Below are 15,367 nucleotides of genomic sequence, written 5' to 3'. Positions count from 1 at the left end.
AATGTCATCTGAGTGTTATATAAAATGGCCCTATGACGGAAAGAAGCGAAGTTTTATATACTGCACTTCTAGGATTGCTTAAATTTTAATTTCAAAAGTATTTACTATAGTAATCCTGTCTTATTTTACCGCTTAGCTGTGCATAAATCTTTGTCGTCTCACTCTTTTCGTGCCCAAGTAGACTTTGGATGACATCGATTGGCGCACCGTTATTAATCATATGTGTTGCATAACTGTGTCGTAACTGATGCGGATGTATACACTTTTTTATTCCAGCCCGATTTGATACGCGCTTAATAATATATCTCAAGTTATCAATGCTCATCCGCCTTTTAGGTTTCCTGTTCGTAATAAATAAACAAGGATCTTCATCATCTCGTTCGTCTAAATATCTTTTTAACCAAATAGCGCAGCGAGTATTAAAGTATACTTCTCTTTCTTTATCACCTTTCCCTTGTACAATGACCGAATTTGTTCGGAAATCAATATCATGTCGATCTATTTTTACGACTTCCCCAATACGGCAGCCGGTCGAATACATAAACTCAAATAGCGCATTTTCCATCGTTGTTTGGCAAGCTTCCCTTAAATGTTCAATCTCTAATTCTGATAGAAACTTAGGAATTCTTTTTCCTAATTTCGGCTCTTTCAATTTAGCGGCAGGATTTTTTGGAATATATCCCTCTTCATGTGACCATCTAAATAGTGATTTCACAAATCGAATCCTATGCCCTAAACTAGAAGGCTTCAAGTGTTTTCCTGTATGTAGTAAGTATTCTTTTAATTTTTCTGTACTAAATCCATTCATATCAATATCACCAAAAAACCGCAATAAAAGATTGTATTGAAAAGAATATGTTTTTAATGTAAGTGTTGAATACCCCTCGATTTTTTTATCTTGTTGATAATTTTTCCACGCTTCGGATAATAACATTTCTTTCACTCTCCCACATAGGTTAAAACTAGTAATCTAAATTCTAGTATGTACAGAGTGAGAGTTTTTCATACAGAGATTCCCCAAAGAAATTGAGTATAATGTTTATAGGTTATCCAATCGGGAGGGAAGTAATGAAAAAAATAATTAATTTTGATTTTACAAATGGTACTACAGTTAGTGAAGATGATGTAAGTTTTTATTTCAATGTATTAAATGACGATGCCTTGTTTATTCAATTTGTAAGAATATACTTTGAAGAAGTTGAGAAAAAATTATATGTTTTGTTTGATATAAAAAATAAATTTGAACACAATATTCTCATTAAATTTGGAAGAGACGAAAATGAAGATGGTGAAACACTTGAGTCATTAGAAGTTCCGTCAATCCTTATCAAAAAAAATGAATTAAAACAAAATGTTATAGGTTATAACCAACTAGGAGATCTTGAGCGTTCTCTTTATATAGAGATTAAAGTATTTAATGAAGTTCAAACTGAAATTGTCAGGCATGTAGGTTTTAATATAAAATTCTTCGCCTAATAATTACGAATTTATTATTGAAGTTTTTTAATAAAGTTTGATTTAAAGTAAGGACGGTTCAAATATTTCAAAAAAATTCTTTTATTTTCTTGTACACTTTTTAGTGGAAATAGACTCTTTATAAGTGAAGGCTTTAGAAAGGAGTACATATGGATTCACATCTTTTAGCATTTTTAGGTATGTTTTTTATTAAAAAGTTTGATCATATTCTACTTGCGTTACTCCATAAACGCGCCCAGATTGTGGAATAAGGGTTCGTCATATTCGTGTGGTCTACTACCTTACATAAAAAAGAAGCACAAATACGATTTTGAGTACAGGACTAGAAAATTATGTTACCAAACGTCGGTTTGGGTACGTTTTGGAATGTGTAACACACGAAGATACTTTAATTCAACTATGATATAATTTACATAAATTGTATAGTGAGGTGATTTTTTGGAGGAAGAAAAGTTAGTTTGTAAGATTTGTGATAATGATTCCTTTACACAAGGTGAATTAGGTGGTTCTATGGCTAATGTAAAACCCATCAAGCATGATATGTTGCATTTTTCAAGTTCACCATTAATTTTAACTATTTGTACAAATTGTGGAGAAGTAGCTTCAATGAAGGTCAAAAATCTTCAAAAGTTCAAGTAGTCCTTTGCGTTCTATCTAATTGGTCATTTCTAAATGGAGTGACCTTTTTCTTTTTACAATTATTTCACGTAAACGTTCCCAAATGACACTTTGGTAGCTTTCTTTAACTAACAAAGCAGTTTAGTTCAATAAGGTCTGATAAAATCCATGTGGAGGGGAAAAATGATATCTAAAATAAAAAAATTTGTTAGTTATTTTATATTTAAGATTGGACTGAAATCAAAACAAAATTCGGTGGGGTGGACAACCTTTGCACCATTAAAAATCGTACCTGAATATACGAATATAGATTTAGAGAAAAAACAAGTTACAGGGGTAGTGAAATATAATGGTGAAGTATATTTAACTGTATTTGTGGATGTTCAAAATAATAAAACAAAGACAAAAGGAAGTTTGAGAAGGATTGCTGAATTAACAAAACCTTTTAATAAAAATAACTATATTGAAATGATTGAATCTAAAGCTAGATATTTAATTGAAAATGGAATAACAAATTCAAAATAATATTACGCTAATCGTTAACTTCTAATTTAATAGACGGGGGTTTAATTCAACAAGAACTAATAATGTATACATAAATAAACCGAATAACGTTCCCAAATAAAAGTTTGGGGACGCAAAAAAAACAGACAAACGTTATTAAATCAACGTTTGTCTGTTTTTTTATGGAACATTGTTTATACGCTATTTTATGCAAGTCTCCTAAACCCTTGATATAAGGGCTTTTTGCTTACTCGGTATGATCTTTAATTTGCATAAAAACTTGTATAGCCATTCTTTTATCGTTATAAATCTGCATCTTTTTTTTACACTCCCCCAAAAAAATGTTGCTCCACAATATGGCCCGTTTGTTGAATAAGTGAAAACCTAAATTCATTCCCTACATTTTTTATCCACCTGTATTAAAAGACCACAGAGAGACATTGAAAAGAAATTTCAGCCAGCACCCATATCCCTTTAATTCCATCTTAAGTAACAATTAAAAAGCTTTCGATCTACAGCTTTTGATGCAATTTTTCCATAACTGTAATTTATGGCAAGTTATCCTAGTTTATTGAGATAAAGTTATTGTATTATATTTAAGTGTTGTGGGATGGCTAAAGCCCATTTATGAGAGCTGAAAGACTACAGAGTGGAGGGGAACTATGAAATTCTTCAAAAAGATGTCTAAATTTGAGCAAAGTAATTGGGGAAGTGGGGCCATGCTTGGCTTTTATACTTATATGTTGCTGCTTTTTATCAATTATATTTGTGGTTTAATATCGGAAAGTGAGCCCCTGACTTCAGGAATAATTTTTTGGTCTGGAATTTTAGTAGCCTTTGGATACGAGTTAGTACTAAATGTAAAGTCTAAGAAGGATATAAAAAATTAAACGGATAGGAGTCATTGCTTTAATAATCCATCGAAAAATCCTCTTATATTCAGATTCTTTTTCAGTAACCTACCATCGCGCTTTCCATAAAGTTTCAGGATATACATAAAAAATGGATAAATAGAATTCCAATAAAAATGCGTAAATCATTAATTTGAGAATGTTTACGTATTTTTATTGTGCTTCTAAACTATAAATTAAAATTTTTTCCATATTTTTGGTTTAGATAGGTTTAATAGTTCGTTTTATTGTGTATTTACATAATATAAGCAGTTTGTAAATTATTGTATTTGGTTGATATAAAAAATTAATAATAATGAGGAGAGATTCCCAATGAATAATATATTTGAAAAAGTAAATATCCGAAAAAATGTTGAAACACTTAGAAATGCTATGATTAAGTCTGGTATGGAAAATGGTTTAAACCATCCTACGACTGTTAGTTTAAGTCAAAAATTAGATAAGTTACTGAATGAATACACTGTAATTTTCAGCAATGAAGTTAGTGCCTAGCAGTTGTTACCTTACTTAATAGCAGGTGTTCATAAATAAATTAAAAGACATGAATGCTGTGTAAACACCAACTTTCGTGTCTTTTTAAATGTTAGGGTTCATTTATTTATGGTAATATTAACTAAAAAACAGGTGAGCTAAATGGGATTCTTATTAAAACTTTTTAGGATTTTCTTCATTTTTGTAGTTCCGATGATAATCGTAGGGGCTGTTTTTAAGAATATCTATACATATATAGATATTGGTGCTGAAAAGTATAGTTGGATCAGTTTGATTGCAATTTTTATATTTATGTATGTATTGTATCGAAACAAATATCAATTTAATGGATGGGATGAGCGGAAACGGAAAGAAAAGTTATCAATAGGTATTTCATTAACCCTTATAACTCTTTCAGCAATTTTACTTTCGTTACCGTTCATTTTTAGCTATTTAAATATTTGAGGTTATAAAAAATATTTACAGAGAAAATAAAAACCGGTAAATGCTGTAGTAACAGTGTTTACCGGTTTTTTTGTAGCTGAATAAGGGAATTTAGAATTTTTCTTCCCGAGTAATCTTCTTCCCCTTTAATTGCACAATCATTTTACTAACTAATGTAGACAATATTATAAACATAGTGATGGTAAAAATACCCATGATTAAACCACTTACCCCGATATTGTAAAGTACATAAGAGACAAACCGCCTAAAATAGCAACGAGTATGCCTAACTTCTGACTTCTATCCATATTCTCAACCTCATTCTTTTATATCCTTAAAATTTATGCTACACAAATATTATCATAAGACTTCTTTATTTACTAAAAAAAGGTAAAATAGTGTGTATTAGGATTTCCGCCATATTGGTGAAAATTGTTTTTTATATAAAATTTTCTTTATTTTTATTTAGCCACGTAATAGAAATTATTAAATCCTTCATATTGTACATCCTTTTAAACGAACTCACTGATTTGAAAAAAAGGGGGAGATTCCTTGCATCCAATAGAAATCATTCAAATATTGATAGCTAGTAGCATTGTAGTTCTTGCTTTTTTCATTTCTTTTTTTTTCAAGGGGAAACAAAGGAAAAATATTCAGTGGTTGGCTCTTTTTCTTATCGTGTCATTTAGCGTCATTTATTTTGTGCGTCCATTTTGGATCGATATGCAGATTGAAAAGAAAATTAGTTATATTCAGTTGCACTTGGAGAATAAATATCCTGATGAAACGTGGGAATTTCAAATTGTGCCTCATCGTGAAGAAGGTTATGAATCATCGAATCCGTATCTTATAGGGGTCGTATTTGAGAATGAACCACAGGTGGTATATAGCTATTTAGCTCGCAATAAATACGATATTACGATACAAGGATTTTCTACATCAGATCCCAATAGTGAATTTTTGCATCTGGAATAAAAATTATACGGATTTAAGTTGATGGGATGAAAGTATAGATGAGGAGGGAAAGTTATTAAAATAGTACATTCAGTTATAGGATTCTTCATTCTCATTGTCGGTATATTTTTCTTTAGTATTACGGTAGAAGGCGAAATGGTTCAAACGATAGGATATAAACTTATGGGAATCGTATTTATCACAATTGGGGCCTACTATGTATCTAAAGTAGCCAAGACTGGTTATAAGAAAAAGTAGTTGAATAAGAGAACGAAGCATACTTGGCGTGACCTCATGAAAATGAGGAAACCTTAAGAATCACCCGCATAAGGAGGCAAATTGTGTATTTCAGACGATATGAGGAAGCAGAGAAGAACCTTGAACGAGCTAAGAAATTATTAAAGCGATTTGAAGTGTTGAGCCTTATCAATAAAGAGTTTACCTTGAATGAAATAGAAGGAATTTTTGAACGTAAGTACTTAGCGAAAGAAATAGAAAACGATCCTACATATATGGGGTTAATGAATGACCCAATGGTTAACGTAAATAACATTGTAAAAATGTATTCAATATCAGAACCGAATATATTAGAGGGGCTATATACTGAAGAAGAGCGTCAAACACAAAACGTATTGGCAAACGAAGAATTTATAGCAGAAACGGAAAGTGAATTATTATCCGTGAAAATTATGGAAGGGAAATTAATTCGAATTGCACTAGAAAGCACAGATGGGCACAATTTGTCGGGATTTACCCAACAAGGTGAGTGCAAAAAAATTGCGGCAGAGTTGTTTGTAGTAGGAGCAAAAGTTACTGAAGAGGATATAGATATTAATGATGCCTGGTTTCAAGAATATCTAGAAGCATTAGTGTTATCAGGGTATCTATCTGATTTATAAATAAACTGTTTGAAATCCCATCATTATTTCTACAAGTGAACGATTTTCTTAAATAAGGGCATTCCATATTAAATGAATAATATGGAATGCCCTTTTTACATATACTGTCTTAATTTCCTGTTGACTAAGGATACATCTTTATCATTTTACTAATGTTGTTAAAATATTCCTATTTTTCTGTAAGCAAAATGATAATTAATAGTGCTCATGTATCTTTATTATGGTAAAGTTGAACAAATATAAATGAGGTGCTTACTTGGATATGCTTGCGAAAAAGAAATGCTTGGACGGTATACGGCTCCATAAAGTACGCACTAAGAAATTACAAATATTAATCGCTAAAACTACGAATATGAACGTTAAAAAGCATCTAACTAAAGGCTTAATCTGGCATATTAAGTGCAAACGGGCATTACTCGAATTGCTGATCAATGAGAATTAATCTGCTAGAGGTTTCATTATAGGTAATTCCATTTTCCCCCTCATTTCCTATAAATAATTTGAAGCGCTTGTTTAAAATTAGCAAGCGTAATTGTACCGAGTGAAGATATATCATTTTGAAAAAAATGTTGGACCATATATTTTTCAAGATGTTCCACGGAACTGATGTTAGCTTGTAAAACGAGTTGCATATAAGCCGTGAAAAATTCGACTGATTTATCGCCCGATTTGTGTATACGCATCAGTTTTGGTCACTAGCAAACAACTGGATTCTTGTTTCAATCGCATCGCGCACTGTTTGAAATACTAGCCATTTTTCTTTTTCAGTTCCACTCGCCTTTGCAGGATCATCAAATCCCCAATGTTCACGTTTTACATGCGGTGGTGTGACAGGGCATTTGTCGGCTGCATCACCGCACAAAGTCACAACAAGTGTTGCGTTATTTAAAATTTCTTGGTCAATGATATCCGAAGTTTGCTCTGAAATATCGATGCCTTTTTCTGCCATTGCTTTGACAGCGTTTGGATTTAATCCATGTGCTTCAATTCCGGCACTTTTGATATTCCAATCAGGTAAATACTTTTTGGCAAAACCTTCAGCCATTTGTGATCGGCATGAGTTGCCTGTACATAAGAAATATAATGTGTTTTTCATATAAAATTAGGCTCCATTCCTCAAAAAATAGATAGCGTGATATAAAGACCGACTAAAGTAAACAGTAAAATAGGAATCGTTAATAATATCCCTGTCTTGAAATACGTCCCCCATGAAATTTTAATGCCTTTCCCTGAAAGTACATAAAGCCAGACAAGAGTGGCAAGAGATCCGATAGGGGTAATTTTCGGACCTAGGTCAGAACCGATAACATTTGCATAAATAAGTGCTTCTCGTAATGTGCCATTGGTAGTTGTTTCTGCAATTGCTAATGCATTAATCATCACAGTCGGCATATTGTTCATGACAGATGATAGAAGAGCTGCAATAAAGCCCATACCAACCGTTGCGACAAATAAACCTTGCTCTGCTGTCCATTCAATAAGTCGAGCGAGTACAGATGTCAAGCCTGCATTCCCCAAACCGTAAACGACAACATACATACCGATTGAGAAGAACACAATATTCCAAGGCGCCCCTTTAACAACCGCTTTTGTATCAACAGCTTTACTTCGACGTGCCATTACTAAAAAGAAGATTGCAATTACCCCTGCAACGAGTGAAACGGGGACGCCAATCCATTCGCTTGAAAAATAACCAATTACTAATAATGCGAGGATGAACCAAGATAACTTAAATAGTTTCATGTCATTAATGGCAAGGCGCGGTTCCTTTAACATTGCTTCGTCATATGCCCGTGGAATCGATTTATTGAAATAAAGGAGCAGCACAACAATAGTTGCCACAAGTGAGAATAAGTTAGGAATAAACATTCGTGAAGCATATTCAACAAAACCGATGTTAAAGAAGTCTGCAGAGACAATGTTCACTAAATTGCTGACGACAAATGGTAAGCTTGTCGTGTCAGCGATAAAACCACTTGCCATAATAAATGGGAAAATCATTTTTTCACTGAATTGTAAGTTACGCACCATCGCCAATACGATCGGTGTCAAAATCAGTGCTGCTCCATCATTGGCAAACAATGCAGCGACAACAGCACCAAGTAAACTAACGTATACAAACATTTTGATACCACTGCCTTTTGCGGCACGTGCCATATGTAAGGCGGCCCATTCAAATAAACCGATCTCATCTAAAATCAATGAGATTAAAATAATGGCTATAAACGAGAGGGTAGCATTCCATGTAATGTTGATAACTGACCCAACATCAGAGAAGTCCACAATGCCTACAAGTAATGCAACGACAGCACCAGCCATGGCAGACCATCCAATATTCAGTCCTCTAGGCTGCCAAATAACGAAAATTAATGTGATGATAAAGAGAATACTTGCTAATACGAACATGAACTTCCTCCACAGCGACACCCATCATCAGCTTGTAATTCGTTAATCACAGCTTCGACAACAGGGGAAAGTTGTTCTGCAATTCGGTAATATTTCCAAGTACCTTTTTTTCTTTCCAAAATGATGCCCGCATCTTTTAATTTTTTTAACTGTTGGCTCACAGCAGGCTGTGAAATACCAAGAACTTCAACAAAATCACAAACACATACTTCACCATTTTTCATACAAGCTAAAAGCGTAAGTCGATTTTTATCAGCCAAAGCCTTTAGTTGTTGTTCTAATAAATCCAAAGGAAACCCTCCAATAAATACATAAGTAATTGCTTATATATAATATACATTGACATTGAATATAAGTAAATGCTTATGTTATGAAAAATCACCATCATTTTTGAAAGGGGGTGAAGTGTTGGTTTTATAAAAGAGATTAATAAAAACGCCTCACAACCCCGTATATTATTATAGAAATTATCTAGCAAATATTTGTTATACTATTTTTGGAAGGAGTGCTAAAATTTGATATTCGTAGTATTAATAAGTTTATGCGTAATATTTTGTACCAATCTTATAAAAATAATAAAAGAAGAGCAGTCCACTTCTATTCATACATTTTGGCTGACGGCATCTTTTACGCTAATTGTTTGTATTATTGCTTTAATTTCTATGATTGAATAATAAATTATAAAGTTTTATACGAAGGTGGGAAATTATGAAATTACCAAGACTTTCTCAAATACGTTTTCCCAAATTAATAGTCCACGCGCTGCTATTAATTATCATTTTGACAATCATGTCGATCATTACACAAGGCTTGATTAAATGGATATTTAATCTGAATTTCGCTCAAGTAAATGGACCTGCCAGTACTTTAGTTTTGATTTGGATGTTCTTTGCTGTACAGAATAAAAAATATCAGAAAGACGTTTAACGCATAATTATATTATTAAAGTTTATAGTGGAAAGGTGAAAATACTATGCAAATTCGTTCAATGAACCGAAATGATATTACTAATATGGATATCCTAATGAATCAACTAGGCTATTCTTCTACCAATCAAAAAATCCAGGAAAGATTGGGTAAAATTTTGGATTTAGCGAATTACGAAACGTTTGTTGCGGAAATAAACGGTGAATTAGTCGGTTTTGTAGGAATGTGTAAGCAAACTGCATATGAATTTGATGAGCCATATGTAAGAGTGTTGGCACTAGTAGTTCATGAAGATTATCGAAGAAAAAATATTGGACAGAAGCTTATGTCAGCAGTGGAAGATTGGGCAATAAAGAACGATTGTATAGCAATCACATTGAACAGCGGGAATCGAGAAGAACGAATCGCAGCGCATAATTTTTATAAAAAATTAGGGTATTTAGGAAAGAGTACAGGTTTTAGCAAAACTCTTATTAAATAACCCATCCAAAAAGGGGGGAAGGTTATTTTTAAAAATAAATATATACGGGCTCTAGTATTTCCAAGTCTTTTGTTTATAAATATGACTATATTGGATATGTATAATGGTAACGGGATTCAATGGGGAGATAATCTTTTTCTCTTCTTATTTACATTAGTTTTTTACAACCTAATTTTGTATTTGCTTAAACGGTCTAAAGAAACACCCCCCTCAAAATAACATTTTATTAGTGGTGTTATTACAATATCAAAGTGTTCCCAGATTAAAGGTTTGCGATAAAAAATCGGTAAATGTTGTTAGGCAGCGTTTACCGTTTTTTTTATGGGGATATTGGAGAATTTCATTCAAAAGGCTCCACTAATTTCTCTTCACAAATTTTAAGGAATTCATTATATTGTTCATATCGTCTCTTTAAATTTATGTAGGCTTGTTCACGATCTTGAGCCGTGGATGCAGCTATATAATTTTTAATAAGATGAGAATAAGATAATACCGCATCATTATAAGGGACAAAATACTCTGCACGTATTTGAGGTTCTAATTGCAAACCTATTCCAGAGAAATTGAAAAAATCTCCAAACGTCTCATCTAAATGCTCTAGTTTTTCCATACGTTCTTCTTCATTATAGCGATCGGCTTCTTCATGAAAAGCAAGTATACGTTCTACCGGAACATTTATTCTACTCATTTCAAAATAAAGTAAACCGCGATAATCTTTAATTAATTGATTTTGTTGATATATCGTAAATATCATAAATAGTAATATTAAACTTATAGGAATAAGCCATCTTTTTTTCACATCTCTACTCCTTTTACGAGAAAGTCTTTCATTCGATTTTAACACTATACAGGGGAGAGAAGTAGAGAAGGCTATATTTTTTTGAAACTATCACTGCAATAAAACGTATTAGAACTAGAACTTTAGTTAAGCATTTGGAGAGGATATTTTTAATGAATACATATACATATAAACTGCCTTTAACAAAATCAAGTACGATAACGATTCAAATTTTAAATGACAAAAATGATCCGATTTATACAATGAAAAGAACATATAAAACAATTTTACATCAACTATTTGATTCGTGGATTGGTGAATATAAATTAATCTGTGAATATGAAGGTAGAAATCAAAATGGAGATTTAATTGTAAAATCGGGAATTAAGCATGCCTTGATTAAGCGATCTGAGTCAATTTTAGTAATGGGATCCGATGTATTCCGCGCACAAATAGAACATGGGGATATGATTACTCCAACTTACAATATAGCGGGTTCAGGTGTTCAATTGAAAGTTAAAATAGACTTTAACCAATACGTTCAATTTTATGAAAACGGAATAGTTATAGCCAAAATCCAACTCAATTTTTTAAACAAACAAAAGAGCGAGTTAGTAATAGAGGAGCTAGCAACCATTCAATGTCCATTATTCTACGCGATTTATGCTCAGATGTTTTATTTTGTAGGTGAATACTAAACCTAAACAAGTTAAAATTAAAATTTCAATTTAGGGATTATTTTGGAGCTAAAAAAGAGTCAAACATTTTTAAAAGCGTTTGTCTCTTTAATAAATTAACGAGTAAATTAAATCTACGTAAACTGTCTATAATTTTAATTCGTTGTTTCGTTTATAGAATTTGTTGTAAATCCCAATGATTCTAATAATGATGTGGGTGCTATTAAGTAATATAAGGAAATGGTTTTCAAAAAAAGTTAATTAAATCTGAAACTAATTTCCATTTTTTCCGTCAGTACAGCACACTACGGAAAAAGAGAGGAAGCTTGAGAATGAAAAAGAGACTATTTGCAGGATTGAGTGTACTAGTGCTGGCATGTACCTTGCCCATGACTAATACGTTTGCAGTAAGCGGAAAACAATTTTCAGATGTACCATCATCAAAGTACTTTGCCGAAGCAGTTTATGATTTGGCAGAACGGAATATTATTGGAGGCTATCCGGATGGTACATTCAAACCAGGAAACTCCATCACGAGAGGACAGGCAGCTGCAATAATTGCCAAACTGATTAAATTGGATACGGACAATGTGAAGAGTCCGGCATTTAAGGATGTAACGAAGGGGAACGGTTATTACAAAGCCATTGCAGCAATGGCGGAAAAAGGGATCATTAGAGGCTACGAGGATGGACGTTTCGGTCCGAACGATCCTATTACCCGTGGACAGATGGCTTCGATTCTTGTAAAAGCGTTCGATCTGCCACGCTATGACTTCTCATCGAATAAAAGTCCATTCCAAGATGTAAAAAGGGGAACAGGTCATGATCCAAATATTTTGAGCATCTACCGACTTGGCATAACGGGAGGAACATCTGCGGATAAATTCAGTCCGAATGTTTCCATAACAAGGGGTCAAGCGGCCAAAATGATGAAAGCTACAGAGGAAGCGAAATCACAGATTGTGACATTGCGGGCAAGCGACTACAAATGGGAGGAGTTTAAAATGTATGATTCCTATCAGGAGGATACGAATCTTTTCCATTCGGTTGCCGGGAGCAATGAACTAAATGGCAAAAAAGCAGATAAAATTCACTTAGTTCCGATTAAAGAAGGGACGGGAACATTACAGGTCGCTTTGGTATATTCAGGGAATCCAGATAAGAAATACTATCGGAAATTTTATGTCCATGTCAAAGAAGTGAATGGCAAACTAAAGTTGACCCTAGAGGAGACGCAAGATTTTCTCACTACGCCAGCTATAATAGATGTAAAAGGTAAAAAAGATGTCCAAAACATTTCCCTTTCCACAATGGAGGGAGAAAAGCTATCTGATAGTATAGCGTTCGAAAAATGTCCGACATACGGTACATCCGATTGTTATAAGAGCGATAGTACAAATGAATATAATACTGTTCAAATCGGAATTGATAAGCCAGGTCAATATATTGCCACTCTCCGCTTCGTTGATGGAGAAGAAGTTCGTTACGGGATTGAAGCGGTAAGTCTTACACCATCTTTCCGTTATAGTGTTCGGACACTAGAAGAAAAGCCAACTGCTACAATTGATTTTGGAACAGAAGACTATATGGGGAAGCATGTCCTACCAGCAGATTCAGATAAGATTGCCACGGTCACACGAGAAGGGGAAACCAACTTACTGCGCATTGAAGGAAAGAAATATGGACACTTTTATATTAAGTTTCCGGATCATAAAAAGACCAATTTTATAGACGTTGGGGTAAAAGTCGGACAGATTGGCTCTATTATTAATGTCAATGCTTATAAAAATTATGAGGAGACATACTAACATAATCTCCAAATGAAAGTTTAGGTATACATTCAAGAAGCACGAACGTTATTCAATCAACGTTCGTGCTTTGTTATGGATATTGGGTTATGCCCTCACTCCATTATTTTTTATTACCGTTAGCGAATCTATAGGATAGAATTTCGCGATTTTCCTCTATGATTTCTTTATTTTTAGCGATCGTTTCCTTTATAGTTAAATGAATTTCATTATCGTAAATATCAAGGTGGTTTTTTAGTTTTGTATCTAAGTGAGGTACTGAAGTCTTATTCTTTTCCATATCAATTTAAACCTCCTTTTATAGGGATATAAATCTTTTCTTTAGAGACTACTGATTCATTGTTCCATCATAATTTACTTTGCAAATCCTCTGAAAGCTTGAAGACCATTATGCGTTCTCCGGTTATTGTGCTCAAATCACTATAAAAACTGACCACTTCTATTCCTGTGATGCTTAGAATGGCTTCCTTTATTTCTTCCACACCTGATTCCACCAAGCTATTTCGCATTTTTTTGACTGATAATAGGCCCTCTTTATCTTGGCATACGGCATATTCAGCAGGTGTTAAAACCCCACCCAACATAACAACTACCATGTCTCGCAAAATATCTGATTTAACCGATACGGAACCGCGCCCTAAATAACTTTTCTCCCAATTCGTTAATACTTTACTTATTTCAGCTTCAAGAGCACCTTTTGTTTTATCCATCATGACTTCCATCCCTTCAATGAGTAATCGCGATACGTTTAATTTATAGTTTGTATTTCCTCTAGTTTTTTCCATAAGGTATATATAAATTTTATTTCTCTGCACCATTTCTAACAAGTCCAAAGCATTCATTTCTCTAAAAAACAAAAAAACCGACAATCTAAAATAATGGTTTCAAATATCAAACCATTTACTTTAAGAATTGTCGGTTTACTTTTAACTAACCTCTTTAAGGTCTTTTAAAATGTCTACCTACTGTTTATTATTCTAATTCCTTTTTGAATGGATAACCAATGTCCAAAATATTGACTACCAAACTAAGGATAAAAATTTACTTATAATATATAGAAATATTAATACTTCGTTAAATCTCTGTCAAGTTCAAGATAATTAATTTTATATGGAATGAAGAGCTATGAAAGGGTTCTCCGTAATAAGTATAAGTGCGGTTTTTTTCGTCTACGTTTATAATAAAAGAAAGGTGGTGATAACATGCTTGAAAAAAACATTGAAAAACAGCTAATTAATTTAATCCAAACTAAAATAAATCCGGATTTCATTATATTGTTTGGTTCATTTGCTAAGGGAACAAATCGTGATGATAGTGATATCGACTTAGCATATTTCAGCAAAGAGCAGTTATCATCGTACGAACGTTTTTTACTTGCAGGCGAGCTGGCCGAGATGGCTGGACGTGAAGTAGATCTAGTTGATATCAAGCAACTTGATACAGTGTTTACTATACAGATATTTTCACAAGGAGTACCTATATATATTCAAGATGAAAATGAATTTACACGTCAAAAAATGCGCGCATATAGTATGTACGCAACGTTAAATGAGCAGCGTGCGGCCGTAATTGAAAGTATTAAAGAACGAGGAAGTGTTTTTGGCGATGAATGATATCATTTTAAATAAAACAGCTACAATTGAGCGTTGTTTCCATCGTATTCATGAAGTATATGAGGGGAATGCTGAGAATCTAAAAGATTTTACAAAGCAAGACAGTATTATTTTAAATATCCAACGCGCATGTGAAGCAAGTATAGATTTAGCCATGCATGTCGTAAGTGAAAGAAAACTTGGTGTTCCAAAAGCTAGCCGTGAAGGATTTAAATTACTGCAAGAAGCAGGGTTAATAGAGGAACAATTAGCGAAAACGCTTATGAATATGGTAGGTTTTCGCAATATTGCCGTTCATGACTACCAAGCACTAGAGCTTGAAATTTTAGAAGCAATTTTAGAAAAGCATATTAATGATTTTAAAGATTTCACAAAGGTAGTGTTACAACTTGAATCCTGA

Annotated in this window: 19 protein-coding genes; 12 read left to right on the top strand and 7 right to left on the bottom strand. The window is 33.2% G+C overall.

Annotated elements, in window-relative coordinates; genetic code table 11:
* Positions 1 to 91 precede the first annotated feature (91 nt).
* Positions 92 to 934: a site-specific tyrosine recombinase/integron integrase gene (gene xerA / locus MKY51_RS14175; protein WP_339173206.1), complete on the bottom strand. Its 843-nt coding sequence runs from the start codon at positions 932 to 934 to the stop codon at positions 92 to 94.
* A gap of 134 nt (positions 935 to 1,068) precedes the next feature.
* Between xerA and MKY51_RS14170 the strand changes: the two genes are divergently transcribed.
* The 7 genes from MKY51_RS14170 (at position 1,069) to MKY51_RS14140 (ending at position 6,277) form a co-directional block, all read left to right on the top strand.
* On the top strand, positions 1,069 to 1,476 hold the full coding sequence (locus tag MKY51_RS14170) for a hypothetical protein (RefSeq protein WP_339173203.1): 408 nt from the start codon (positions 1,069 to 1,071) through the stop codon (positions 1,474 to 1,476).
* A gap of 438 nt (positions 1,477 to 1,914) precedes the next feature.
* Positions 1,915 to 2,115 carry a hypothetical protein gene (locus MKY51_RS14165; RefSeq protein ID WP_339173200.1) on the top strand — a complete coding sequence of 67 codons (201 nt, stop codon included), beginning with the start codon at positions 1,915 to 1,917 and terminating at the stop codon, positions 2,113 to 2,115.
* Positions 2,116 to 2,277: 162 nt separating this feature from the next.
* The gene (locus MKY51_RS14160) at positions 2,278 to 2,619 is read left to right on the top strand and encodes a hypothetical protein (RefSeq protein ID WP_079524043.1); all 342 of its coding nucleotides are present in this window, start codon (positions 2,278 to 2,280) and stop codon (positions 2,617 to 2,619) included.
* 641 nt (positions 2,620 to 3,260) lie between these two features.
* Positions 3,261 to 3,488, top strand: a complete 228-nt coding sequence (locus MKY51_RS14155) for a hypothetical protein (RefSeq protein ID WP_339173198.1) — start codon at positions 3,261 to 3,263, stop codon at positions 3,486 to 3,488.
* A gap of 333 nt (positions 3,489 to 3,821) precedes the next feature.
* Positions 3,822 to 4,001 (top strand): aspartyl-phosphate phosphatase Spo0E family protein, encoded by a 180-nt coding sequence (locus MKY51_RS14150; protein WP_339173196.1) that lies wholly within the window; start codon positions 3,822 to 3,824, stop codon positions 3,999 to 4,001.
* Between the two features lie 975 nt (positions 4,002 to 4,976).
* Positions 4,977 to 5,399, top strand: a complete 423-nt coding sequence (locus MKY51_RS14145; RefSeq protein WP_339173193.1) for a hypothetical protein — start codon at positions 4,977 to 4,979, stop codon at positions 5,397 to 5,399.
* 320 nt (positions 5,400 to 5,719) lie between these two features.
* Positions 5,720 to 6,277, top strand: coding sequence for a hypothetical protein (locus MKY51_RS14140; RefSeq protein WP_339173191.1), 558 nt, complete (start codon positions 5,720 to 5,722; stop codon positions 6,275 to 6,277).
* Between the two features lie 682 nt (positions 6,278 to 6,959).
* Here MKY51_RS14140 and arsC read toward each other — a convergent pair.
* Genes arsC through MKY51_RS14125 form a run of 3 tightly spaced genes read right to left on the bottom strand, consistent with a single transcriptional unit; the run spans position 6,960 to position 8,973 of the window.
* A complete protein-coding gene (gene arsC, locus MKY51_RS14135; RefSeq protein ID WP_339173189.1) occupies positions 6,960 to 7,373 on the bottom strand; it encodes an arsenate reductase (thioredoxin) in 414 nt (137 codons plus the stop codon).
* Between the two features lie 20 nt (positions 7,374 to 7,393).
* Positions 7,394 to 8,683: an arsenic transporter gene (locus MKY51_RS14130; protein ID WP_339173186.1), complete on the bottom strand. Its 1,290-nt coding sequence runs from the start codon at positions 8,681 to 8,683 to the stop codon at positions 7,394 to 7,396.
* A complete protein-coding gene (locus MKY51_RS14125) occupies positions 8,671 to 8,973 on the bottom strand; it encodes a metalloregulator ArsR/SmtB family transcription factor (RefSeq protein WP_339173184.1) in 303 nt (100 codons plus the stop codon). Before MKY51_RS14125 ends, MKY51_RS14130 begins: the two co-directional genes overlap by 13 nt.
* 683 nt (positions 8,974 to 9,656) lie before the next feature.
* Between MKY51_RS14125 and MKY51_RS14120 the strand changes: the two genes are divergently transcribed.
* Positions 9,657 to 10,091, top strand: coding sequence for a GNAT family N-acetyltransferase (locus MKY51_RS14120; RefSeq protein WP_339173180.1), 435 nt, complete (start codon positions 9,657 to 9,659; stop codon positions 10,089 to 10,091).
* Between the two features lie 340 nt (positions 10,092 to 10,431).
* Here the strand turns inward: MKY51_RS14120 and MKY51_RS14115 are convergent, their stop codons facing one another.
* On the bottom strand, positions 10,432 to 10,890 hold the full coding sequence (locus tag MKY51_RS14115) for a hypothetical protein (RefSeq protein WP_339173177.1): 459 nt from the start codon (positions 10,888 to 10,890) through the stop codon (positions 10,432 to 10,434).
* Positions 10,891 to 11,042: 152 nt separating this feature from the next.
* On the opposite strand from MKY51_RS14115, the gene MKY51_RS14110 reads away from it, so the two are divergent.
* Both MKY51_RS14110 and MKY51_RS14105 read left to right on the top strand, forming a co-directional pair.
* A complete protein-coding gene (locus tag MKY51_RS14110; protein WP_339173174.1) occupies positions 11,043 to 11,567 on the top strand; it encodes a hypothetical protein in 525 nt (174 codons plus the stop codon).
* A gap of 311 nt (positions 11,568 to 11,878) precedes the next feature.
* Positions 11,879 to 13,354, top strand: a complete 1,476-nt coding sequence (locus tag MKY51_RS14105) for an S-layer homology domain-containing protein (protein ID WP_339173172.1) — start codon at positions 11,879 to 11,881, stop codon at positions 13,352 to 13,354.
* 103 nt (positions 13,355 to 13,457) lie between these two features.
* Here the strand turns inward: MKY51_RS14105 and MKY51_RS14100 are convergent, their stop codons facing one another.
* Both MKY51_RS14100 and MKY51_RS14095 read right to left on the bottom strand, forming a co-directional pair.
* Positions 13,458 to 13,634 (bottom strand): multidrug transporter, encoded by a 177-nt coding sequence (locus MKY51_RS14100; RefSeq protein ID WP_339173169.1) that lies wholly within the window; start codon positions 13,632 to 13,634, stop codon positions 13,458 to 13,460.
* Between the two features lie 67 nt (positions 13,635 to 13,701).
* A complete protein-coding gene (locus MKY51_RS14095) occupies positions 13,702 to 14,064 on the bottom strand; it encodes a DUF2294 domain-containing protein (RefSeq protein WP_339176648.1) in 363 nt (120 codons plus the stop codon).
* Between the two features lie 492 nt (positions 14,065 to 14,556).
* Between MKY51_RS14095 and MKY51_RS14090 the strand changes: the two genes are divergently transcribed.
* Together MKY51_RS14090 and MKY51_RS14085 are read left to right on the top strand one after the other, a co-directional pair.
* On the top strand, positions 14,557 to 14,967 hold the full coding sequence (locus tag MKY51_RS14090; RefSeq protein ID WP_339173165.1) for a nucleotidyltransferase domain-containing protein: 411 nt from the start codon (positions 14,557 to 14,559) through the stop codon (positions 14,965 to 14,967).
* Positions 14,960 to 15,367, top strand: a complete 408-nt coding sequence (locus tag MKY51_RS14085; protein ID WP_339176647.1) for a DUF86 domain-containing protein — start codon at positions 14,960 to 14,962, stop codon at positions 15,365 to 15,367. Before MKY51_RS14090 ends, MKY51_RS14085 begins: the two co-directional genes overlap by 8 nt.

Origin of the sequence: Solibacillus sp. FSL R5-0691, from assembly GCF_037974225.1 — a bacterium.
Taxonomy (GTDB): Bacteria; Bacillota; Bacilli; order Bacillales_A; family Planococcaceae; genus Solibacillus.
The sequence above is the reverse complement of the archived record's forward strand: the minus strand, read 5'-3'. Positions and strand labels throughout refer to the sequence as shown.